This window comes from Aquimarina addita (genome assembly GCF_039539305.1).
Taxonomy (GTDB): Bacteria; Bacteroidota; Bacteroidia; order Flavobacteriales; family Flavobacteriaceae; genus Aquimarina; species Aquimarina addita.
Map to the genome: position 1 here is coordinate 80,999 of NZ_BAABCW010000004.1, position 21,471 is coordinate 102,469.

General features: G+C 31.0%; 21 protein-coding genes. 7 read left to right on the top strand and 14 right to left on the bottom strand.

All coding sequences use genetic code 11. The annotated features are described in order from the left end of the window. Nucleotides 1-7 precede the first annotated feature (7 nt). From ABD816_RS06950 to ABD816_RS07005, 12 genes are all read right to left on the bottom strand, one after another. Nucleotides 8-1,090 (bottom strand): glycosyltransferase, encoded by a 1,083-nt coding sequence (locus ABD816_RS06950; RefSeq protein WP_344925903.1) that lies wholly within the window; start codon nt 1,088-1,090, stop codon nt 8-10. 38 nt (nt 1,091-1,128) lie between these two features. Further along, a complete protein-coding gene (locus tag ABD816_RS06955; protein WP_344925905.1) occupies nt 1,129-2,025 on the bottom strand; it encodes a glycosyltransferase family 2 protein in 897 nt (298 codons plus the stop codon). A gap of 27 nt (nt 2,026-2,052) precedes the next feature. Beyond that, on the bottom strand, nt 2,053-3,135 hold the full coding sequence (locus ABD816_RS06960; RefSeq protein ID WP_344925908.1) for an EpsG family protein: 1,083 nt from the start codon (nt 3,133-3,135) through the stop codon (nt 2,053-2,055). A 46-nt stretch (nt 3,136-3,181) separates the two neighbouring features. Beyond that, on the bottom strand, nt 3,182-4,408 hold the full coding sequence (locus ABD816_RS06965) for a glycosyltransferase (protein ID WP_344925910.1): 1,227 nt from the start codon (nt 4,406-4,408) through the stop codon (nt 3,182-3,184). 14 nt (nt 4,409-4,422) lie between these two features. Beyond that, complete coding sequence (locus ABD816_RS06970; RefSeq protein WP_344925912.1) at nt 4,423-5,439, bottom strand: acyltransferase; 1,017 nt, start codon at nt 5,437-5,439, stop codon at nt 4,423-4,425. Nucleotides 5,440-5,530: 91 nt separating this feature from the next. Beyond that, the gene (locus tag ABD816_RS06975) at nt 5,531-6,304 is read right to left on the bottom strand and encodes a glycosyltransferase family 32 protein (RefSeq protein WP_344925913.1); all 774 of its coding nucleotides are present in this window, start codon (nt 6,302-6,304) and stop codon (nt 5,531-5,533) included. Beyond that, on the bottom strand, nt 6,301-7,284 hold the full coding sequence (locus ABD816_RS06980) for a polysaccharide pyruvyl transferase family protein (RefSeq protein WP_344925915.1): 984 nt from the start codon (nt 7,282-7,284) through the stop codon (nt 6,301-6,303). The genes ABD816_RS06975 and ABD816_RS06980 overlap by 4 nt, the downstream gene beginning before the upstream one ends. Nucleotides 7,285-7,287: 3 nt before the next feature. After that, nucleotides 7,288-8,577 carry a hypothetical protein gene (locus ABD816_RS06985; RefSeq protein ID WP_344925916.1) on the bottom strand — a complete coding sequence of 430 codons (1,290 nt, stop codon included), beginning with the start codon at nt 8,575-8,577 and terminating at the stop codon, nt 7,288-7,290. Beyond that, nucleotides 8,578-10,092: a lipopolysaccharide biosynthesis protein gene (locus ABD816_RS06990; protein ID WP_344925918.1), complete on the bottom strand. Its 1,515-nt coding sequence runs from the start codon at nt 10,090-10,092 to the stop codon at nt 8,578-8,580. It abuts the gene before it with no gap. Nucleotides 10,093-10,136: 44 nt separating this feature from the next. Further along, nucleotides 10,137-11,417: a nucleotide sugar dehydrogenase gene (locus ABD816_RS06995; RefSeq protein ID WP_344925920.1), complete on the bottom strand. Its 1,281-nt coding sequence runs from the start codon at nt 11,415-11,417 to the stop codon at nt 10,137-10,139. A 29-nt stretch (nt 11,418-11,446) separates the two neighbouring features. Beyond that, complete coding sequence (locus ABD816_RS07000; protein ID WP_344925921.1) at nt 11,447-12,445, bottom strand: SDR family oxidoreductase; 999 nt, start codon at nt 12,443-12,445, stop codon at nt 11,447-11,449. A gap of 255 nt (nt 12,446-12,700) precedes the next feature. Continuing rightward, nucleotides 12,701-14,698 carry an alpha-ketoacid dehydrogenase subunit alpha/beta gene (locus ABD816_RS07005; RefSeq protein ID WP_344925922.1) on the bottom strand — a complete coding sequence of 666 codons (1,998 nt, stop codon included), beginning with the start codon at nt 14,696-14,698 and terminating at the stop codon, nt 12,701-12,703. 440 nt (nt 14,699-15,138) lie between these two features. Between ABD816_RS07005 and ABD816_RS07010 the strand changes: the two genes are divergently transcribed. The 4 genes from ABD816_RS07010 to ABD816_RS07025 all read left to right on the top strand — a co-directional run bounded on the left by ABD816_RS07010 (nt 15,139) and on the right by ABD816_RS07025 (nt 18,468). Then, nucleotides 15,139-16,089, top strand: coding sequence for an isopenicillin N synthase family dioxygenase (locus tag ABD816_RS07010; RefSeq protein ID WP_344925924.1), 951 nt, complete (start codon nt 15,139-15,141; stop codon nt 16,087-16,089). Nucleotides 16,090-16,243: 154 nt separating this feature from the next. Then, nucleotides 16,244-16,576, top strand: a complete 333-nt coding sequence (locus tag ABD816_RS07015; RefSeq protein WP_344925926.1) for a translation initiation factor — start codon at nt 16,244-16,246, stop codon at nt 16,574-16,576. 67 nt (nt 16,577-16,643) lie between these two features. Continuing rightward, nucleotides 16,644-17,582: a DUF1835 domain-containing protein gene (locus ABD816_RS07020; RefSeq protein WP_344925927.1), complete on the top strand. Its 939-nt coding sequence runs from the start codon at nt 16,644-16,646 to the stop codon at nt 17,580-17,582. A 1-nt stretch (nt 17,583) separates the two neighbouring features. Continuing rightward, nucleotides 17,584-18,468, top strand: coding sequence for a nucleoside phosphorylase (locus ABD816_RS07025; protein ID WP_344925929.1), 885 nt, complete (start codon nt 17,584-17,586; stop codon nt 18,466-18,468). 102 nt (nt 18,469-18,570) lie between these two features. Here ABD816_RS07025 and ABD816_RS07030 read toward each other — a convergent pair whose 3' ends face one another. After that, entirely contained in the window at nt 18,571-18,717 is a 147-nt protein-coding gene (locus tag ABD816_RS07030) for a hypothetical protein (RefSeq protein ID WP_344925931.1), read from the bottom strand. Between the two features lie 144 nt (nt 18,718-18,861). Between ABD816_RS07030 and ABD816_RS07035 the strand changes: the two genes are divergently transcribed. From ABD816_RS07035 to ABD816_RS07045, 3 genes are all read left to right on the top strand, one after another. Continuing rightward, the gene (locus tag ABD816_RS07035) at nt 18,862-19,713 is read left to right on the top strand and encodes a substrate-binding domain-containing protein (RefSeq protein ID WP_344925932.1); all 852 of its coding nucleotides are present in this window, start codon (nt 18,862-18,864) and stop codon (nt 19,711-19,713) included. 56 nt (nt 19,714-19,769) lie between these two features. After that, nucleotides 19,770-20,372 (top strand): hypothetical protein, encoded by a 603-nt coding sequence (locus ABD816_RS07040; protein WP_344925934.1) that lies wholly within the window; start codon nt 19,770-19,772, stop codon nt 20,370-20,372. 248 nt (nt 20,373-20,620) lie between these two features. Further along, nucleotides 20,621-20,794 (top strand): hypothetical protein, encoded by a 174-nt coding sequence (locus ABD816_RS07045; RefSeq protein WP_344925936.1) that lies wholly within the window; start codon nt 20,621-20,623, stop codon nt 20,792-20,794. An 11-nt stretch (nt 20,795-20,805) separates the two neighbouring features. Here ABD816_RS07045 and ABD816_RS07050 read toward each other — a convergent pair whose 3' ends face one another. Continuing rightward, on the bottom strand, nt 20,806-21,471 hold the full coding sequence (locus ABD816_RS07050; RefSeq protein WP_344925937.1) for a uracil-DNA glycosylase: 666 nt from the start codon (nt 21,469-21,471) through the stop codon (nt 20,806-20,808).

A 21,471-nucleotide genomic window follows, 5' to 3' on the forward strand; every position in this document is an offset into this window, starting at 1 on the left:
TTCTTGATTAGGTTATTTCATTGTATACATTGATATACTTTTCTACCATTTGATTAATATCGTACTGATTCGATTTTTTTAAACATTTCTCTGAAATTTGCTTATAATAATCTTTATCTGATATTAATTTTTCTATAATATCTTGTAATTCCCTATCGTGACCAGGCTCAAATAAAACTCCATCTTGCCCTATTATTTCTGATAATCCGGGCACATTAGATCCAATACTAGCATTACCAGCGGCCATCCCTTCTACTATCGCCAACCCAAACCCTTCATAATGAGATGATAAAACAGAAATATCAGCAGTATTAACCAATTTAGGAACATCAGATCGGTGACCTAAAAAATGTACTCTTTGTTCTAATTGAAGTTTTTTTACTAAGGCTTCATTTTCATTTTTCAAAGGGCCATCTCCTATTAGTAATAAATGGACATTTTTAGAAATAGAACTCATTGCTTTAATTAATGTTTTCTGATCCTTTTGAGATGTAAAACTTGATACTTGAATAACTACTTTTGATTCTTCTGGTATCCCTAAATCAGAATTTTTATATGGTGTAGCTTTCTTTATAGCTTCCAAATTGATTCCATTATTTATAACTGATATTGAAGTTTTACTATTACTCAGATGCGTTTTCAAATTAGAAGCTACACCGTCTGATATCGCAATAATTCGAGAAAATTTACTATATATAAATTTATCCAAATATTTAAATATTGTTATTTTCCTTCTTCTATTTTCAGTGTTGTGCTCTGTCAGCACTAATTTTGGTTTTTTAGTTTTAAATATATTAGCTAATGCTACCCAGTAAAGTGCCGGAAACAAATGCACATGAACTATATCATACCTTTTTAGATATTTTCTTAATGCATTGATATGAAGAGGACTGTATAAACTTCGATTTGAATTCAGGTGTATGATGTTCACATTCTTATTTTTTAACTCATCATAAAACGGTGTTCGTTCTCCATTTAACAGCAAAATATCCATGATTAATCCCTTTTCTTTATATAATGGGATAGATTCTACCAGAAGCTTTTCTGCTCCTCCAAAATGTAATGAATTAATAATTTGTAATATTTTCATATAGTTTTACTTACCAGTACTCTTATAAAAAGTTAAAATTAGTTTTTCATATCACGTGTTTTGAAAACCACATAAAAATATAAGAACACACCTATGGGAAAACAAAGAAAAGTTAAAATAGGTTTTGGAGATCTAAATAGCATATTCCAATCTTTTAAAAAAATACTATGTGAAATATAATGTACAGTACTTTTCAATCTTACTTTAAAAAAATTACTTTTTTTCATAGTAAGCATACGTGCATACCTAAAGCCCTTTGGGTGTCTCCTATATTGTTTAATTATATTTCTAGAGGAACCATCTTCCATATATTCTACAATACATAAAACTTCATTAAGACATAATAGTTCATAATCTTTGTCTATAAGTAAATATAAAGTTCCCAACGGCACAAAACGTTCTCCTTCAAAAATGGGGTAACGAGGGTATTTATTTACAATTTCCGTTCTATATACTATTTTCTTATCACCATATATATGATGTATATTGTAAATATTTTCTAATGTTTCAGATACTAAATGATTAGGAAACTTTTTTCCAATAATTTCTCCATTCTTATACGAATCTAATCCAATAACACCAGCAATATTATTACCTTTTTCTGCTTTCTGCCAAAAAGTAAGCACCTTATCTACAGCATCGTCTGGCATAAAGTCATCAGAATCAATACACACATTTAATTCTGTTTCTATAAGGTCATACGCCTTATTATGCCCACCGTGCATTCCGGTATTCTCTTGATAATGGTAATGAATTGCAATTTTATTTTCTTCTATCCAATGATTGACTACTTCTTTTGTATTATCAGAAGATCCATCATCTATAATCAACCAAAGAAAATCCTGATTGTCTTGACGTACCAGACTATCGTAACATTGTCCGAGACAATATGCCCTATTATAGGTAGGTGTAAAGATTGTTAATGTCTTTTTCATTATACTTTAGTTAATTGGCTTATTATTTTAAAACTTATCATAATATACAAATACCATAAAATAAGTAAAGGCAAAATAAAGAAACAACGCTCTACCTACTAATATATGCTGTTTCTTTATTTTACATTTTAAAAAAGGGTATATAATGACTACAGCCATCATAAACCAGGATAAATATGCAAAACGATTCGAAAAATTAGCTCTTATTACCAGTATCCAAAAAGCATTGGTAATTAAATAGGTATTAAAAATGTGATTATATATATGGTCATCAAATTTCTTTTTAAAAATAAAATACCATCCTGTCACAACAGCTGAGGCACTATAAATCAAAAAATCATACCTAAAACTAGAACCAGATCCTCCTGATAAATAAGCATCCATTCTATCATCTCCAAAACCAAGAGAAGTAAATAATGAAATCCAGAATCCTCCTAAAACTATAGATAATGGTATAGAGAATAACCAGAATCCTAAAAATACTTTAGGCTTATTGTAGAACAACGTTATCAAATAACCACCAATGGGTAGCAGTAATGTCTTATGTACCAATGCCGCAAGAATAAAAAAGCTAAACATTATTACTTTTTTATGATGGTACGCTATAGCCCATAAGAAAAGAGAAGTTGCCATTCCATTTCGAATGCCATTAACACCATAGGTCCAAAAAGAAAAAGATGCGATCAGCATTAAAAAAGAATAAAACCAGTATTCTTTAAAAAACACTTTTGACACTTTATACATAGGAAAAAGATATACAAATCCACATATAAAAAAGAATCCATTGACTGTTACAAAATTAGAGCACAGTTGCATAAAATAATGAAAGAAAACATCTTTATTGGTTACTACAGAACCTCCATATGCATAATGTTCAAAATGGTTAGCGTACGTCCTCATGTCTACAAAATATCTTCCGCTAACAGGTCGTAAACCGATATAAAAAATCAAAAATATTAATGCAGAATACCCTATTACATTGATATAAACAATATTCCTAGGATCATCAATTTTCAATACGATAGTATGAATCATGGTGAATAACAAAACTGTCAATGTCCCATTGATAAATATCGAAAAATAATATTCTAAAGGAATAAAATCAATCATCTATATAGTATTTAGGATAAATATACTCATATTGTTTATGATCATTTTAATTTTTCATAGGTTGTAAATATTCATTGGCTACCGCATTCAAATCAAATTTTGAGAGTAGTTTACTTCTTGATGTTTTCAAGTTATTTTTGTATGAATCGTCCATAAGCACAAGAGATAAAGCATCTGCAAAATCTCTCTCCTCCTTTATTAATTTCTTACTTTTTGGTATTTCAAGTACTCCTTTAAATAAATTAGGTGTAACAACTCCTGATTCTGTACTAATATTTTTATCTGTTTCTTTATGATCTTCCGTACTCATCAATTCTATTATACCTTTAGTACAGTACGATGAAACTATCGGAGTTCCTACAGCTATAGATTCTACAATCACATTAGGAGTACCTTCATAATTAGAAGAAAGCGCCAATACGTTTGAGGCTGCAATATATTTATAAGGATTTGATTTTCTCCCAAGCAAAAATACTTGATTATTTAATTCTAAATCTGAAATTAATTCCTTTATAAAATTAGTTACCTGTATATCACCATCTCCTATAAGCACTAAATTAATATCAGGATATTTTTCTTTAACAATAGAAAAAGCTTTAATAAGGTGCCAAGGTGATTTTTGAATAGATAGTCTACCTAAAAATAAAATTGTTTTTTTAGAGAAAATTTCAATTTCATTTTTATCAGTAATCAATTCTTTACTTAAGCTTACAATATCTTTTATGTTATGTGGATTGTATATAATTTCTAGATTAGAAAATTTATAACCGCAGTTTATTTTTAAGTCTTCTTTAATTGCTTTACTTATGCAAACCAGTTTATCTAAGTATTTATAAGAGGATCGATAACCAATTTTAGTTATTTTATTAAAAAAAGTTGTGTTTTTTAGTTCAACACTTTTTAAAGCATGAATACTGCCAATTTTAAATTCATTGGTAAATGAAAGAGAACTAAAAAAGTTAGCCATATCTCCAAAAGCAATGGAATGTGTAATTTTATATTGTTTGATAAGTTTTCTGATCTTGAAAGGAGTATTCAAATAAAACAGACCTCGCTCCTTTCCTGTCATTTCATATAAATCTCTTTCACTAAAAAACAGTTCATCTTCTCCAAAATGTATAATATCTGTACTGAGTTTTATAAATTTTAATGCCTTTATAACATATCCCAATTCTTTATAATACTCATAAAAGTTTAATGCCAATCTTTCCATACCTCCTACACTGCCGTAAGGCATGATTAAAAGTATTGATTTATTATTTTTTTTATTCATTGTTTAATTAAGAATTAGGCTCCAATTATATATTTACTTTTCGGTAAAAACGTAATTGCTTTAACAATATAAAAACATATTATCAATGAAAAAATAGAAATCAAAGGGGTTTCAATAATTGGATGAGGAATTCTAAAATTTTCTAATAATTTCCAAATGACATCTCTAATAACAATGATATGAATTAAATAAATTCCAAAAGAATACTTTGCAATTGCGTTAAACATTTTTTGCAGATAAGGAGGAATTTCGAAATTTTGAAAAAAACAATAAATGGCTAACACATAAAAAACACTACTGATTGAAAGGTGGTCATATAAAGGCTCTATAGCATTTCTGTTTATTATATACGCATATAATATAGGTAATGTACCTAAAATTGTGGTCAGTATTATAAATAAAATATTTTTCAACTTGCTTGTAAATATTATAGGATACCTACGCAAGTATACTCCAAGAAATAAATATCCAATAAAACCACCTAAGTAAACAAATGTAAAATAATAGTCCCCATCCATCTTGTACAAGTCTTTTTCAGCTATCACATTATAAAAAGGTAATAGTAATGTTATTCCCCAGAACAAAAGAATTGTGCCTAGTTCTTTTTTTGAACAATTTTTAAGCCAAGGCGAAATTATTGGAATAATAAGATATAATCCTGCTATAACATATATAAACCAATAGATACCTGTAGCTGGAACTAACGGTATTTGAAGAATCCTTGTAATTAATTCAGTTATACTAGATCCATTTTTAAAGTAACCAATTACTAACAAAACAATAGACCAGAAAAAAAACGGCCATAATAATTTATCAAAACGTTTTCTATAAAAAGATAACATATCAAGTTTTGCAGGAGCTAATAAACTTGAAGATATCATGATGAATAATTCTGAACTTGGAGAAGATATGATCGAAAACAATACCATAAACATACCAAATGATGGATCTAAAGCTGGCATTGCAGAATGGGTTAATACAACTAAATAGCACGCTACTGCGCGTAAATTATTTATATACTGAATTTGCATTTGGTTACCTAATTTTTATAATTATATATTTATCCAGTTTCTTTTTAAAGAAAAAATTTTAAACATCGTTTTATCAAATAAATAAATTATGTTATTTTTTTAATAATCTCTTAATCTTTCTTAGACCAAAAAAATTAATGAGTATCTCAACTGTATTTACTCCTACGATAGACATTAGTTTTCTTTTTACATTAGGTAAGAAAGTTCTTTTTTTAGGCAACCAAGACATGGCAAAATGATGAATACAGAATGTATTTTCTGTTTTTTCTACCATTCCGGTACCATGATTTTTAGCACAGAAAAAATCTTTAGGAAACATTTGGAGTTCGGTATTCGCTATATCATAGCTTAGTTCACTAATCTTAGGGTTTTTCATTTCTTTTATGGAGTATTCTTTTTGTATTTGCTCCATCATAATTCTAGGAAGCGTCATTGTATCATAAGATCCATCATCTTTTATAAAACTTCGATTCTCATAATGTGATAAACAATCTGCCAACCACATTGCTCCCTTTTCTGCTCCAAAAACACCGGCCTCTATAACACCATCACCTTCTGATCCGATAAAATAAGGAAGATGCATCAATTCGTCAAAACTCTTCAAAACTTCAATATCGGTATCTAGATAAATACCACCTTGTTCAAATACAGCATACAAACGAATATAATCAGCTGCAAAAGCATATTTTTTAGTTTCAAATGACTCTCTCACCCATTTATTTGAACTCAAAGGAAATTTATTTGTATCCCAAAGTATGAATTCATAATCTGGTAATTGTTCTTTCCACGTGTCAACACATTTAGCAATAAGCTCTGGAAACGGATCTCCACTTAACCAGCAATAGTGAATCTTTTTGGGTATCATTTAACTATACTTTTCTTATTTATAAATTCTTTACATTTCTCTTTTAGCGGTTCTGCTAATGCATGGTGTAATCCTAAGTTAGTTACAGTAGTATCCTTGGTTATTTTACCAGGAAGATCAAAATTTGCAGTAAAGCTACCATCATCTGCTACATCCACTCGATTAAACAACTCTGCAATACCATCAAATCTACACGTATCCACAAACGTATTGAAAGAGTTTAAAAAGATCACCGGAGTTCCCATAGCTAGACATGGTAATGCACAATGTATTCTAGAGGTAATTACTAATTTTGCTTTTGCATATTTTTTCATGCATTCTTCTGCATAAGCAAATTTTTCCTCGTCAGTTTCTTTACCTTTTGGTTTTACCTGGGTTACGTAGTTAGCAATTTCTAATACTTCTTTATCGACAACCTTTTCTAATTGTTTCTGTATTTTACCTAATTTAAATAGGTTTCCATTAATAATTGATTTCACAAAATGTTTAGCCGTAAGAAATACTTTTTCGTTAGTTGGATAATTATAAAAGGGATCTACGATATAAATTTCATTTCCCCTTTCAGAATCATCCACTTTATAATTATCTAATGTAAGCGTTAAACACCCTGTGAAATATGCTTCTATTCCTTTTTCGTTTAATGTTTTTGCTGTAAATTTATCTCTACAACCTATTGGCGCATGTTTCTTTAGATATGCGATTCCTTTATCAGATAACATAAAGGGAGCAGCGGTAGAGTTCATATGAAAAGAGACAAATAAAGGATCTATAGCATTATCAGGAACCCAGTTACTATGATTGTGGGTAAACCAACCATTCATAATTAGTTGTATTTCTTCACCAGAATAATCTGCTAATCGTTCTCTATTCATAAATTGATCAACCTGAGGAAGAAATTGTCGAGCAGCTAGACTCTGTACATAGTCTCCCACATTATATTTTTCTTTACTTTCCCAATAAGTTAATAATCCGTATTTCATAATTTATATTTTTTGATATCTGAGTAATCTATAAATTTTATATAACAAAGGGTATTTTTGCCTTAGCACAAATTTTTGTCTTTTTTGCTGTTTTACTTTAGCTTCATTCTTATTCACTATTTTGTCTAAATCCAAATCGATAAAACGACGAATAGCGATTTGTTCTTTTTCTTTATTTTCTAAAACAAAAAAGTCATCTACAGAAGCAGCTTTTTCCTGAATACAAGTCCATTGATATTTTATACCTTCAGTCATTACGCAGTCATCACCAAAATTCGTAAAAATCAAGTCATAAAAATTATTGGATACATTAAGTCCATATTCTTTTGGATCAGCTCCTGCTAATATTAAACTCAATGCAGTACGCTGACATTTATGACACGTATTACAATTATATCCTGATCGCTCATCTGCATAGCAAACTCTTAATTTAATATCATATTCAGAATTCTTTACGAACCGTACTACATTATCTGTTTTATCAGTTCGTTTAAATTGATAACCGTCATGGGTCACTTTTGTATTAGCCCATTTCATGTTTTCATCAATATAGGGAGAAGATCCCCAGCTATAAGTTATTTCGTTAGTTGCAGATGCTGCAATATTGATATCAGTAATGTTATATTTATAACTTAGAGGAGATAGTACTCCTAATAATGCCATCCCATGCTGCACCATTCCCCACCAACCCAAATGATCAACTAATAAGTCTACTTTATAGGTATAAAATTCTCTAAGATTAGATTCTACGTAAAATAAACGTGATGCGTCTAATATTTTTTCTTCAGCATTAAATTTCTTGAACTCATTCCACCGCACCGTATCCTCTATCGCTACGTCAGCTCCATGGATCGAAATGAGATACGGGTCTTTATGGTAATGCCTCGTAAGTGAATCAAAAGAATCCAAACCTCCACTAAACAAAAGGGAGGTATTCGTTCCATTTATAGTATTCTTTACAATTTTATTTACATGTAGTGTTCCTCTTATCTCTTTATCTGGATGGAATTTAATAAACTGCTCCTTTAATAATTCTAATGATCTATAAAATGTTTCATCTATTTCATCAATGTACACATCAAACCCAACAAACCAAGAAATGGGCATAAGATTAGAGAGCAAAGGTATCACTGCAAGGCTTAGTGGAGTATCACTTATATCCTTATCATAATGAACATAATATAAATTGTTACTATTAAAATATTCGTTATACTCCTTATGTACTGTATAATCATAAGAAATTCTTTTACCACCATCCTCAAACTGTATAGTATTAAGCTTTATACCTTTCATTTATGCTCTTTTAATTTTTTTAAAAACCAAATCAAATCCATCTTTAAAAATCTTTTTCTCATAAGCGATCATTCCAAACGAATACATTAACACTGCATACACTACGCTGTAGCAAAAAGCTTTAATAATAAAATTAATCCATCCCTCTCCAGGTATCAAATTAATCACAATACCAATACCAATAGTTATCAAAACAATTAAAAATGTTCGGTTCAGAAGTTCTTTAAAAAACCGAAGAATATTCAATTTAATAACTTTGTAATAATAAAAGTTCATTACATTCTGAACAATTAACCAACCTATAACTGAACCACTAATCATGCCGATGGCTCCATAATATCTAGCTAGTAAAGCTCCTATCCCTACTCCTACAAACATAAAAATCAAATATAGTATCGCTTTAAATGACAGTTTATTTTTTGCTTCTAAAATCGAATTTCCAAACCCTTGAACTAGTGGAATCGTATATGCGGCCATAATCATTACAGCAATGACCCAAGAATCATAAAAAGATGAACCTACCCACAAAAAAACAAATTGTTTTCCAAATAATATAAAAGCACCAAGAATATAAAATAATACGATAGATGACATTCTTCCTACACGTATCATCATATCGGTCAACTCTTCATTAGAAGAATTACCAACGGTCATTTTTGTTGCTCTTGGCAGAAAAACACTGGAAATTGCTGTGGAAAAAGCTCCATAATAAGTTCCTAACATAATACCGACTCCGTATACCGCTAGAACCTCTGAAACTACAACCCTTCCTAATACTACATGACCTGCTTTCCATTGAAACATTCCTACTAAAGAAAATACAAATACCCAAACAGAATATCCTAAAATTTCTTTTATAAATGATTTATTAAAACTATACAGTTTAAATCTGACCTTTAATTTACGTAGCACAAAATAAGCAGTTACTAAGACAATAGAGACATTCATAATCGTATCAAGGATCACAATTGATATAGCTCTTCCTCCCCATAATAAGATGGCAACAACCATTATAGATCTTACAATATACCTGATAATGTTTAATACCTTTGGGAAAACAAATTGTTCGTATCCTGAACAGATCCCTGTAAAAGCTCCCCCTGGAAGCCTAATTGCTAAATTAAAAATTAATATAATAAACATAGTTTTAGCAATCTCTATCTCTTCTAATGACATTTTGCTAAAATAACTATCTATGTTAGGATAAAATATAAAACCAACTATAACAATAAGTGCTGAAATAAATAAATAGATCAGCATCACCGTAGAAAGAAAATTTTGTTCTCCTTTCAAGTCTTTTTCTGCTTGATATTTAGCAACAAAACGAACTATCGTGTTATTCAACCCAAAATCCAACACTGAAATTGATCCAACAAGTGCTCCTATAGCAGTGTAGACTCCGTATTCTGCTTTACCTAACTGGCTTATAATAAAAGGTGTTATAGCAAGACCAACTACATTAGTTAAAATAATAGTAGTATAATTAAGTAATGCACCTTTTTTTAATTGACTCAAAACGGTTAATTTAAAATTATAAACATTAATAATTGTTTAATACATTACAACTTCCCGTGTACGCCTTCATCAAGAATTCCTTTCACATCGTACAATACGCCGTTTGGCATAAGTAAAGACTGTAGATCAATATCTAAATACTCTTTATGTGCCACTGTTAACACCACGGCATCGTACGTTGTATTAGGTAATTTTGTTACGGTATCAAGATTATATTCGTGCTTTACTTCTTCTGGATTTGCCCAAGGATCATAAATAGTAATGTTCGTACCAAACTCCTTTAGGTTTGTAATTACATCTACTGCTTTCGTATTTCGTACATCCGGGCAATTCTCCTTAAAAGTGATTCCTAAGACCAATATATTGGACTCTTTTATTCTAATATCGTGTTTTACCATTAGTTTTATAACCTCTGATGCTACATATTGCCCCATACTATCATTTAATCTGCGACCTGCAAGAATAATTTCTGGGTGATACCCAAATTCCTGTGCGCGCTGCGCTAAATAATATGGATCTACACCAATACAGTGACCTCCTACTAATCCTGGCTTAAAAGGAAGGAAATTCCATTTAGTACCCGCTGCTTCTAATACAGCGCTAGTATCAATGTCCATCAAATTAAAAATTTTAGCCAACTCATTTACAAAAGCTATATTGATATCACGTTGAGAATTTTCGATTACTTTGGCCGCTTCAGCAACCTTTATTGTCGGTGCTAAATGGGTTCCTGCTGTGATAACAGAAGCATACAAATCATCTACTTTTTTTCCTATCTCTGGAGTAGATCCAGAAGTTACTTTTAGAATTTTTTCTACAGTATGTAATTTATCTCCCGGATTAATCCTTTCTGGTGAATATCCAGCATAAAAATCCTGATTAAATTTTAATCCGCTTACTTTTTCTAATACAGGAATACACTCTTCTTCAGTTACCCCGGGATATACCGTAGACTCATAAATAACGATGTCTCCTTTTTTTAAAACATTTCCTACAGTTTCACTGGATTTATACAAGGGAGTAAGATCTGGTCTGTTATTTTTATCTACAGGAGTAGGAACCGTGATCACATAATAATTACAGTCCTCTATATCAGCCAGATCAGAGGAACAATAAAGACCTAAATCCATTTTAGGAGTTTCTTTTAGGACAGATTGTAATACATCATCAGAAACTTCCATTGTCGAATCTGTTCCAGATCGCAAACCACTAATTCTATCCTGATTAATATCAAAACCAATAACTGGAAACTTAGTCGCAAACAATCTTGCAAGTGGTAATCCTACGTATCCTAGCCCAATAACGGCTACTTTAATATTTTGCATAATATATATGTTAAGTTGTTGAGGTCAAGTTATTTTAAATTTTCCCAATACCATTGTATTGCTTCTTCCAGTCCCGATTCAATATCAAATTGAGGATCATATCCTAAAAGATCTTTTGCTTTATCTACAGATGCTAAAGAATGGGGTACATCACCTTTACGTTCTGATCTGTATTTCACTTCTACATCAGCAATTGCAGGATCATAAATTGAAAGATATTTTTTTAACAGGGTAACTAATTCGTTTAAAGAAGTACGTTCCCCAAAAGCAGTGTTATACACCTGATTCAATGCGTCCGCATGATTTGCTACCATAGCTCTTATATTCATTTGGATAACATTATCAATATAGGTAAAGTCTCTGGAAAAAGATCCGTCTCCATTAATAAAAGGAGACTCATGTTTCATAAGTTGCATTACAAATTTAGGAATCACAGCAGCATAAGCTCCATTAGGATCTTGCTTACGACCAAAAACATTAAAATATCGTAAACCTACGGTATCTAAATCGTAAGTTAATTTAAAGTTATCTGCGTATAACTCGTTTACATACTTAGTAATTGCGTATGGAGATAATGGTTTACCAATAGTATTTTCAATCTTAGGCAATGCCTTAGAATCCCCGTAGGTAGAAGAGCTTGCCGCATAAATAAAACGCTTAACCCCGGCATCCCTGGAGGCTACCAGCATATTTAGAAATCCCCCTACATTAACATCATTAGAAGTTATTGGATCATTAATTGATCTTGGAACAGATCCCAAAGCAGCCTGATGCAATACAAAATTGACACCATCACAGGCTTTATGACAATCGTCTAAATTTCTAATATCACCTTCAATAAATGTAAAGTTAGGGTGATCTTTTATATTAAATAGGTTCTTTTTATGCCCGGTAGCAAAATTATCCAAAGCTACCACAGTGCTGCCTTGCTTTATTAATGCTTCACATAAATTAGATCCGATAAAACCTGCCGCACCGGTAACTAAAATTTTTGAAGAACCTAAAAGCTCTAATTGGCTAATATTCATAAATAATATATTACTTAAATTGTTTAGTGCCCTCCCTCTATGCTTCCCTTCATAGAAGTTGCAAAATTAACATTTACCAATAGAACACACAACATATAACAAAGGGGATTTTAACCCGGATTGAAATTAGTCGGATTATTACTAAAATTAAACATTAAACTATCTACCAAAAAACATAACAATAATCTAATAATCAAAAACTTACAAACAATATTTCAGATAACCCAACTATTCATTATTTTACAAAATCAAGTATTAATACCTATATAACTCTTGTATTTCTTTTTCAAATCTGTTTTTTGGTAAATATTGATCTTCGAGATTAGGTTCAAAAGGAATTGGTGTCTCTATTGAAGCAACTCTTTTTACCGGAGCATCGAGAAATTCAAAACAATGTTCCATAATTAGTGCAGAAATATCGGATGCTATTCCACCAAACATGGAGTCTTCCTGAAGGATAATAACTTTTCCTGTTTTTTGAACAGATTGGTATATAGATTCTGTATCTAATGGTTGTAAAGACCTTAAATCTATAACATCAGCTTCTATATCAGGATATTTTTCTAAAACTTCTAATGCCCAGTGTATTCCAGCTCCATAACTTATAACGGTAATACCACCTCCAGTTCTCAATAATGCTGCTTTACCAAAAGGAATGGTGTAATAACCTTCAGGCACTTCTTGCCTGACACTCCTGTAAAGTCCTTTGTGCTCAAAAAACAAAACCGGATTGGGATCCTCAATGGCTGTTGCTAATAATCCTTTTGCATCTACAGGAAATGCCGGATATACTACTTTTAGACCCGGAGTTTTAGTAAACCAGGCTTCATTAGTTTGACTATGAAAGGGGCCCGCACCTACACCGCCACCACAAGGCATCCTTATAACAACATCAACTGGTTGATTCCAGCGATAGTTAGATTTTGCTAATAAGTTGACAACAGGATTAAATCCAGAAGAAACAAAATCAGCAAATTGCATTTCTACAATAGACTTTATACCTTGTAAAGAAAGACCATATGCAGCAGAAATTATAGCTGATTCGCAAATTGGTGTATTACGAATCCTCTCTTTCCCATATGCTTTTATAAAACCTTCAGTTATTTTAAATACTCCTCCATAATCAGCAATATCTTGCCCCATAATTACCATGGATTTATATCGATCCATGCATTCCTTTAACCCTTTAGAAATAGCATCAATCAATCGAAGTTCATTGGTTTTTTTAGTAGGTTTAATTTCCTCAAAGTCAACCACATTATATACATCTTTTAATTCTAAAGCTACATCAACCTTTATTTTCTCTTCTTGATCCGCTTTTTTCCAATGTGTATCAATCGCTGCTTTTATTTCTGATCGTTTTTTAAAATCTTCATTTTCAGTAAAAATTGAATTATTTATTAAAAACTTTTTATAATTCTCAATAGGATCTCTTTCCTCCCATTCCTTCATTAATTCATCAGGAACATACTTGGTACCACTAGCTTCTTCATGACCACGCATTCTAAACGTTTTAAATTCTATGAGAACAGGTCTTGGATTATATCGTATGCTTTCTGCAAGTGTTTGCATAGTATTAAATACTTCTAATATATTATTGCCATCAATAATATGTGATTCTATACCATATCCTACACCCCGATCGGCAAGATTACGACAATTATATTGTTGACTAGTAGGCGTGGACAAGCCATATCCATTGTTTTCGATACAAAAAATTACTGGTAGACTCCATACAGATGCTACATTTAATGCTTCATGAAAATCTCCTTCACTCGTACCACCTTCACCTGTAAAAACGGTAGTAGCTTTATTATTTTTCTTTAGCAAATTTGCCAGTGCAATTCCACAAGCTACCCCCATTTGAGGTCCTAAATGAGAAATCATACCAATAATTTTATATGCTTGAGTGCCGAAATGAAAAGAACGATCACGTCCTTTTGTAAATCCGTTCGCTTTTCCCTGCCATTGACTAAACAATCTATATAATGGGATATCACGAGTAGTAAATACCCCTAGATTGCGATGCATGGGCAAAATATACTCATCCTTTTGCATAGCACAGGTAACTCCTATTGATATTGCTTCTTGTCCTATACCACTAAACCATTTTGAAATTTTTCCTTGTCTTAGCAGAATCAACATTTTATCCTCAATAAGTCTCGGCTTCAACATTTTATCATATAACGAAATTAAGAATTCATTACTATATTGTTTTTTATCAAATTGAAGTCGAAATTTCTTTTCTGGCATAGCGTGAAATAAAAAAAATTATAAAACAAAGCTTTGTAAATGTAATTATTTTTCATTCAGAAGTTAAAAAGGAACTCCCAATATTATTAAGTAGATGTTAATTTAGAATACTAAAAGATGTAATTTAATTACATTTATCTTAATCAAAATTAATTTTTATAGAATTTATCATACGATTTTATAGTACGTTTCATTCTAAGCGACTAAAAAAAACACGTATTTTCAAAAGTTAAATAGTATTTGTTACATAAATTTTAAATAGAATTTATAACCCAAAAAAGATTTTGACTTTTTCTTTTACTGGTGAAATGTTACATTTAACTTTTTAATTTGATTATTTTTGAATAGATCGATATTAAAAAGTTATTTTAATATCAATTTCTTATACAAAAAACGATTTTAAAATCAATACGAAGAAATTTAAAAAATAAACACATATCATGAATAATATACCTAGTGTAGATTTAGCAGACTTCTTATCTGCTGATACATTGCGAAAACAGAAATTTGTTGATGAAATTGGAAAAGCATATGAAGAAATAGGTTTTGTGGCATTAAAAAACCATTTTTTAGATGACGAATTGGTGAAAAATTTATACAAAGAAGTAAAGACATTCTTTGCGTTACCTCTGGAAACAAAGAAAAAATATGAAATCGAAGGTCTTGGAGGTCAACGTGGGTATATATCCTTTGGTAAAGAGCATGCAAAAGGCAAAAAAGAAGGAGATTTAAAAGAGTTTTGGCATTTTGGACAAGAACCTGCAGCAGATGCCAATTTAATCGAAAAATACCCTGACAATATCATTGTAGAAGAGCTTTATGATTTTAATAAGACTGGAATGGAAGCATACAGAATGCTGGAAAAAACCGGAATTTATGTATTAAGAGCATTAGCATTGTACATAGGACTAGATGAGCATTATTTTGATCATTGGGCTAGTAACGGTAATAGCATTTTACGACCTATCCATTACCCTCCTATTACTGAAGAACCTAAAGGAGCAGTTCGTGCCGGAGCACATGGAGACATCAATTTGATCACATTACTAATGGGAGCTTCTACTGGTGGTCTGCAAGTACAACGTAAGGATGGTGAATGGATCGATGCGATCCCAAAAGAAGACGAGCTAGTAATTAATGTAGGAGATATGCTAGAACGTCTTACCAATAATAAATTACGCTCCACCATACATAGAGTAATCAATCCACCAAAAGAAGAATGGAAAAACCCCAGATATTCTATTCCCTTCTTTATGCATCCACGTAGTGATATGAAGCTAAATTGTCTGGAAACTTGTGTTACAGAAAAAAACCCAAAACAATTTAGTGATATTACAGCTGGAGACTTTTTATACCAACGATTGGTCGAAATTGGATTGATCAAAGAATAAAAATCAATTATTTAAGTTAAAAAGTAGATTTGTATCTTTAAAAAAGAGAGTGATTCAAATAACACATTAGCAAATCATTTTTAAACTTAAACAGATATCTTAAAATTGATACTCTAAAATCAATGGTTAAAAAATATTATATTCACATTAAAAAATGGATTTACAAGATCAATTAAAAAACCTGTTTCCGGATCATCAAATTACTGAAGAAGAAAAAACTGAACAAGGAAAAGAAAAAGGAATTTGGATTCAGGATGATCCTATCATTTGCAAATATGAAAAGCGAAAAGGAAAAGCGACTACAATATTAGAAGGTTATAATGGAGCAACAGATGATTTTAAAAAATTAGCTAAAGAAATAAAAACAACATTGGGAGTTGGTGGAAGCTTCAAAAATGAATGTATTATTATTCAGGGAGACTATAGAAATGATATTATGACTATTCTCAAAGAAAAAGGATTCAAGGTAAAGCGTGTGGGTGGCTAGAAACAATTCATCTAACAATGACTAATATAACATTCGCACATCGAAAATCATCAACCGAACATTAAAAATGGAAAGAAAAACATTACATATTACCAATGGTGATAGCTTAACAGATAGATTAATTACTTCTGATTTAGTCTACGGAGAATTTTTAGTTTGGCGTGAAATGCTTTGTGAAGGTCCCACTGAAATTAAAATTGAAAGCGATTCTGCAATTGCAAAAAGAATGGTATTTCTTAAAAAATATTATCGAATCTCTAATCAGGATTATCAAGAAAAATTTATTTCAGAACTTAAAAAATTAGAAGACCTAACACCATATAACCAAATAATTTTATGGTTTGAATATGATCTATTTTGTCATATTAATTTAATAGCTGCAATAAGCTTGTTACTCCGTAAAAACACCGATAATATTCCAATATATCTGGTCTGTAGTGGACGAATTGAACATCAGAATAAATACCTCGGTTTATGCGAACTTTCTGATCCACAATTAAAAGAACATCTTGAGGAAAAGATTCTTTTAGATATTGATGATCTGGAGCTTGCATCTCACGTATGGACATTGTATTGTGAATCCAATCCTAATAAAATTGCAGGTCAAATAAAAAAACAGTCTTCATTTGATTACCTTTCTATCTGTCTAAGAGCTCACTTACAACGATTTCCTAATATGCTTACCGGACTTAATATTCTAGAGCATAATATTTTAGAAATGGTGAACACATACCAAATAAAAAACATCAAACAATTAATGGGGTATGCTTTAGAATATCAGGGGTTCTATGGCTATGGAGATATGCAAATGAAACGGGTACTTGCCCGTCTTTTCCAGTTTCTTGATCAAACAAAAGATCGGTTAATTTTGTCAGAACGAGGACAATTAGCTTTACAACACAAAAAGAATTTCTATAATACGCAAGCATTGGACTGGTATTACGGAGGAGTAAAAAAGTACGATTATTTATATAATGATGAAACCCACAATCTACTAAAATTATAATATGGCTATAGCCAATTCCGAACTAATCTTAAACGAAGATGGAAGTATCTACCATCTCAATCTCAAGCCAGAACATATCGCAGAAACAATTATTACAGTAGGTGACCCTGATCGTGTAGGTCAAGTAACTAATTATTTTGATGATATAGAGTTTACCATTAAAAAAAGAGAGTTTCACACACAAACCGGAACTTATAGAGGAAAAAGACTTACTGTAATTTCTACAGGAATTGGTACTGATAATATAGATATCGTATTAAATGAATTGGATGCATTAGCTAATATTGATTTCAAAACAAGGAATATTAAGGATACGTGTGTCTCACTTAACATTGTTAGAATAGGTACATCTGGAGCGATTCAACCAGACATACCTATTGATAGTTTTGTTGTTTCTGAAGTAGCAGTAGGGTTTGATAGCTTATTACATTTTTATGATAGTGAGCATATACAATTTCCGCAAATCTCTAATGCATTGATAAAAGAGCTACACTGGAGCACAAATAAGGCAAATCCTTATGTTGTAACTTATGATAAAAAGCTAGGAAGACATTTGCAAAGTGATCGCACTGTCAAAGGTTTTACTATTACTAATGTAGGTTTTTACGGACCACAAGGTCGTATACTAAGAATACCTGTAGCTGATAAAAAATTAAATGAAAAAATTACTGCATTCAGTTTTGGCGATAAAAAAATAACCAATTTAGAGATGGAAACAGCTGGCATCTACGGAATAGCAAAATTATTAGGTCACCGTGCTGTATCAATGAATGCTATTTTAGCCAATCGAGCAACGGGAGAATTCAGTATAAACCCACAAAAGACTGTGGATCAATTAATTCATTATACCTTAGATAGAATTGTAGATTACCTAAGAAGGAACTAATCTAATTATTTATAATAAAAAATGGACGGTGAACCGTCCACTAAATCAAAACAATATCATAAAATAATTGATATCAAAAATAAGGATACTCTGCAAAGTATATTATCCAAATAATATTTGTAAACTAATTAATAAATTTGTCACTAATAATAAAGCTATAAAAACAACGATTCCGTTTTCTAATTGATTACTCTTCAATTTAGCTACCTTTACTTGTGCGTTTTTGTTTCTCAAAAAATTCTTTTTCATAGCAATATTGTTTTTATTTGTTTTTAGTAAAATTGGATTTGTAATGCCTACTTTTCAAAGATAGGGAAATGTTTTATATTTAACGATAAAAAACATAAATAATCGATGAAATACACAATTAATTGACTTTTAACCATTAAAAGTATGCATAAAATAAAAATTGGAGGTGTTCCAGAGCATTTTAATCTTCCCTGGCATCTTACTATAGAGGATAATATATATCAAAATAATGATATAGAATTAGTTTGGAAAGATTTTCCCGGAGGAACTGGTGCTATGTGTGAAGCCCTAAGAAGTGCTGATATAGATATTGCAATTATCCTTACAGAAGGTATTGTCAAAGATATCATAGCTGGTAATCCATCTAAAATCGTACAAACTTACATACAATCACCTTTAATATGGGGAATACATGTAGGATATGATTCGCCTTATCAAGAACTATCTGATTTAGAAAATACATCTGCTGCAATCAGCAGATACGGATCCGGATCACATTTAATGGCATATGTAAATGCTCAAAATAATGCATGGGACACAAATAATCTAACCTTTGAAGTTATTAAAAACCTGGAGGGTGCTGTAGAGGGATTAACCAATGGAACAGCAGATTATTTTATGTGGGAACATTTTACCACAAAACCATTAGTTGATGCCAAAACCTTCAGGCGTCTTGGAGACTGCCCCACTCCCTGGCCATGTTTTGTCATTGCAGTGCGTGAAGAAATATTAGCTACAAAAAAAGAACAAATCAAAAATATTCTTAATATTATTAATACGACTACAACAGATTTTAAACAAATTCCTAGTATTGATAAAACATTAGCGTATCGCTACGATCAACAACTTAACGATATACAAAAATGGTTACAACTTACAGAATGGAGCCAATCTCAACTAGATACAGTAACATTACAAAAAATACAGGATCAATTACTACAACTGGAAATAATCGATCATAAGGCAACCACTCAAGAATTAATTTTTACTATCTAAGCGCAACCTTTAACTATATACAACATCTTCTAAAAGTCATTAACATCCAATTCAGAATGAAAAAAATACTATTATTTATTATTACATTATTTATACTTACAACTTCTAAAGCGCAAGATCAAGCTGGCTGGTATAATAGGGATATAAAGAAAAATGAAATCAGCATTAACCCTTTAAACATTGTTGCTTTTGGTGTTTTGGATATTGGATATGAACGTGTTCTCACTAATAATACTACTGTAGGCTTCGATATATTTTACAGGCGACCAGACTCAAGAGATGATGATGATATCAATGATGATGATGATTTTAATTCGGATGATGTTTTTGATAAAGAAATTGCGTTTACAACAAAATTTAAATATTTTTTTGGAGAAAGAATAGCTAGAGGTTTTTATGTAGAAGCTTTCGGAATGTTTTCATCAGGAGAAAATGAAAAATATAATGACATCTACAATGATAACGGAGATTTTATTAATTCTACTAACGAATTTAAAGAGTTCACTGATTTTGCAATTGGATTTGGTGTAGGAGGAAAATTTGTAAGCAGAAATGGTTTCCTTCTCGATCTTGGTTTTGGGTTAGGACGAAATTTATTTGATACGAACAGTCCTACTATTATTGCCAGACCAACTATATATTTAGGGTATCGATTTTAAAATAGAGAATTTTTCAGTAATTAAATTGATTCATAAGGAATCAAATAAACTTTTAGCCATTTTATTTCAACATCCTAATAAAAACGACTAAACTTTTGTGTAATTTACAAATCGAAAACCTAATCCCTTCAAAATCAAAGGTACCTCACTATTTTTTGTATATTTGCCCCGCCTACCACATAAAACATTTATAGTTATACGCAACCATTTTAAGATACGTGTATCTATTAATTACTAACAAGTTTATTATGGTATTATTTATTTCAATTATTGCTGGTTTGATTGCTTCTAATTTTATTTTATTAAAATTTAGTGTACAATCGGTAGACGGTAGTAAGAAAAACAAAAAGGCTGAAAGAATTTCTACGACCGCTACAATTAAAGAAACAGGTGCTCCCTCTACGATTTCTAAGGCTGCTTAGTAATTTATAATCTACCAGATGATGGTAGATTGATTTGTTTCTGAAAGATATTCATTAGTTTTACTAAAGTGTTTATTCCCAAACCAATATCCTCTATTTGCACTAAGAGGTGATGGATGACCACTAGTTAATACACAGTGCTTAGTCGTATCTATCTTAGCTCCCTTTTTCTTTGCAAATCCTCCCCATAATAAAAAAACTACATCCTTTTTATTTGTAGAAATAGCTTTGATAACCGCATCTGTAAATTGTTCCCAACCTTTTTTCTGATGCGATCCTGCCTCATGTGCCCGTACTGTTAGTGTAGCATTCAATAATAAAACTCCTTGCTTAGCCCATCGTTCTAGATTTCCATTCGAAGGAAAGGGAGTTCCCACATCTGATTCTATTTCTTTAAAAATATTTAACAATGAAGGTGGCATTGCTATCCCATTATTTACTGAAAAACATAAACCATTTGCCTGCCCTACTCCATGATATGGATCCTGACCAATGATAACTACTTTAACATCCTCAAATTTACAATACTCAAAAGCAGCAAAAATTTCATTCCCTTTTGGAAAACAACGATTCTTCTGGTATTCTTCTTTTACAAAATTTATTAATTCTTTAAAATAAGGAGTCTCAAATTCCTGAGCTAAAACCTTTTTCCAACTTTCCTCAATATTTACCGCCAT

Bases quoted from the DNA above. Each gene is read 5' to 3' on its own strand.
- ABD816_RS06985 (WP_344925916.1), bottom strand. From the start codon at position 8,577: ATGAAAGGTATAAAGCTTAATACTATACAGTTTGAGGATGGTGGTAAA.
- ABD816_RS07030 (WP_344925931.1), bottom strand. From the start codon at position 18,717: ATGAAAAAGAATTTTTTGAGAAACAAAAACGCACAAGTAAAGGTAGCT.
- ABD816_RS06970 (WP_344925912.1), bottom strand. From the start codon at position 5,439: ATGCAAATTCAGTATATAAATAATTTACGCGCAGTAGCGTGCTATTTA.
- ABD816_RS06955 (WP_344925905.1), bottom strand. From the start codon at position 2,025: ATGAAAAAGACATTAACAATCTTTACACCTACCTATAATAGGGCATAT.
- ABD816_RS07000 (WP_344925921.1), bottom strand. From the start codon at position 12,445: ATGAATATTAGCCAATTAGAGCTTTTAGGTTCTTCAAAAATTTTAGTT.
- ABD816_RS07010 (WP_344925924.1), top strand. From the start codon at position 15,139: ATGAATAATATACCTAGTGTAGATTTAGCAGACTTCTTATCTGCTGAT.
- ABD816_RS07020 (WP_344925927.1), top strand. From the start codon at position 16,644: ATGGAAAGAAAAACATTACATATTACCAATGGTGATAGCTTAACAGAT.
- ABD816_RS07005 (WP_344925922.1), bottom strand. From the start codon at position 14,698: ATGCCAGAAAAGAAATTTCGACTTCAATTTGATAAAAAACAATATAGT.
- ABD816_RS06995 (WP_344925920.1), bottom strand. From the start codon at position 11,417: ATGCAAAATATTAAAGTAGCCGTTATTGGGCTAGGATACGTAGGATTA.
- ABD816_RS07050 (WP_344925937.1), bottom strand. From the start codon at position 21,471: ATGGCGGTAAATATTGAGGAAAGTTGGAAAAAGGTTTTAGCTCAGGAA.
- ABD816_RS06965 (WP_344925910.1), bottom strand. From the start codon at position 4,408: ATGAATAAAAAAAATAATAAATCAATACTTTTAATCATGCCTTACGGC.
- ABD816_RS07045 (WP_344925936.1), top strand. From the start codon at position 20,621: ATGGTATTATTTATTTCAATTATTGCTGGTTTGATTGCTTCTAATTTT.
- ABD816_RS06975 (WP_344925913.1), bottom strand. From the start codon at position 6,304: ATGATACCCAAAAAGATTCACTATTGCTGGTTAAGTGGAGATCCGTTT.
- ABD816_RS07035 (WP_344925932.1), top strand. From the start codon at position 18,862: ATGCATAAAATAAAAATTGGAGGTGTTCCAGAGCATTTTAATCTTCCC.
- ABD816_RS06960 (WP_344925908.1), bottom strand. From the start codon at position 3,135: ATGATTGATTTTATTCCTTTAGAATATTATTTTTCGATATTTATCAAT.
- ABD816_RS07040 (WP_344925934.1), top strand. From the start codon at position 19,770: ATGAAAAAAATACTATTATTTATTATTACATTATTTATACTTACAACT.
- ABD816_RS07015 (WP_344925926.1), top strand. From the start codon at position 16,244: ATGGATTTACAAGATCAATTAAAAAACCTGTTTCCGGATCATCAAATT.
- ABD816_RS07025 (WP_344925929.1), top strand. From the start codon at position 17,584: ATGGCTATAGCCAATTCCGAACTAATCTTAAACGAAGATGGAAGTATC.
- ABD816_RS06950 (WP_344925903.1), bottom strand. From the start codon at position 1,090: ATGAAAATATTACAAATTATTAATTCATTACATTTTGGAGGAGCAGAA.
- ABD816_RS06980 (WP_344925915.1), bottom strand. From the start codon at position 7,284: ATGAAATACGGATTATTAACTTATTGGGAAAGTAAAGAAAAATATAAT.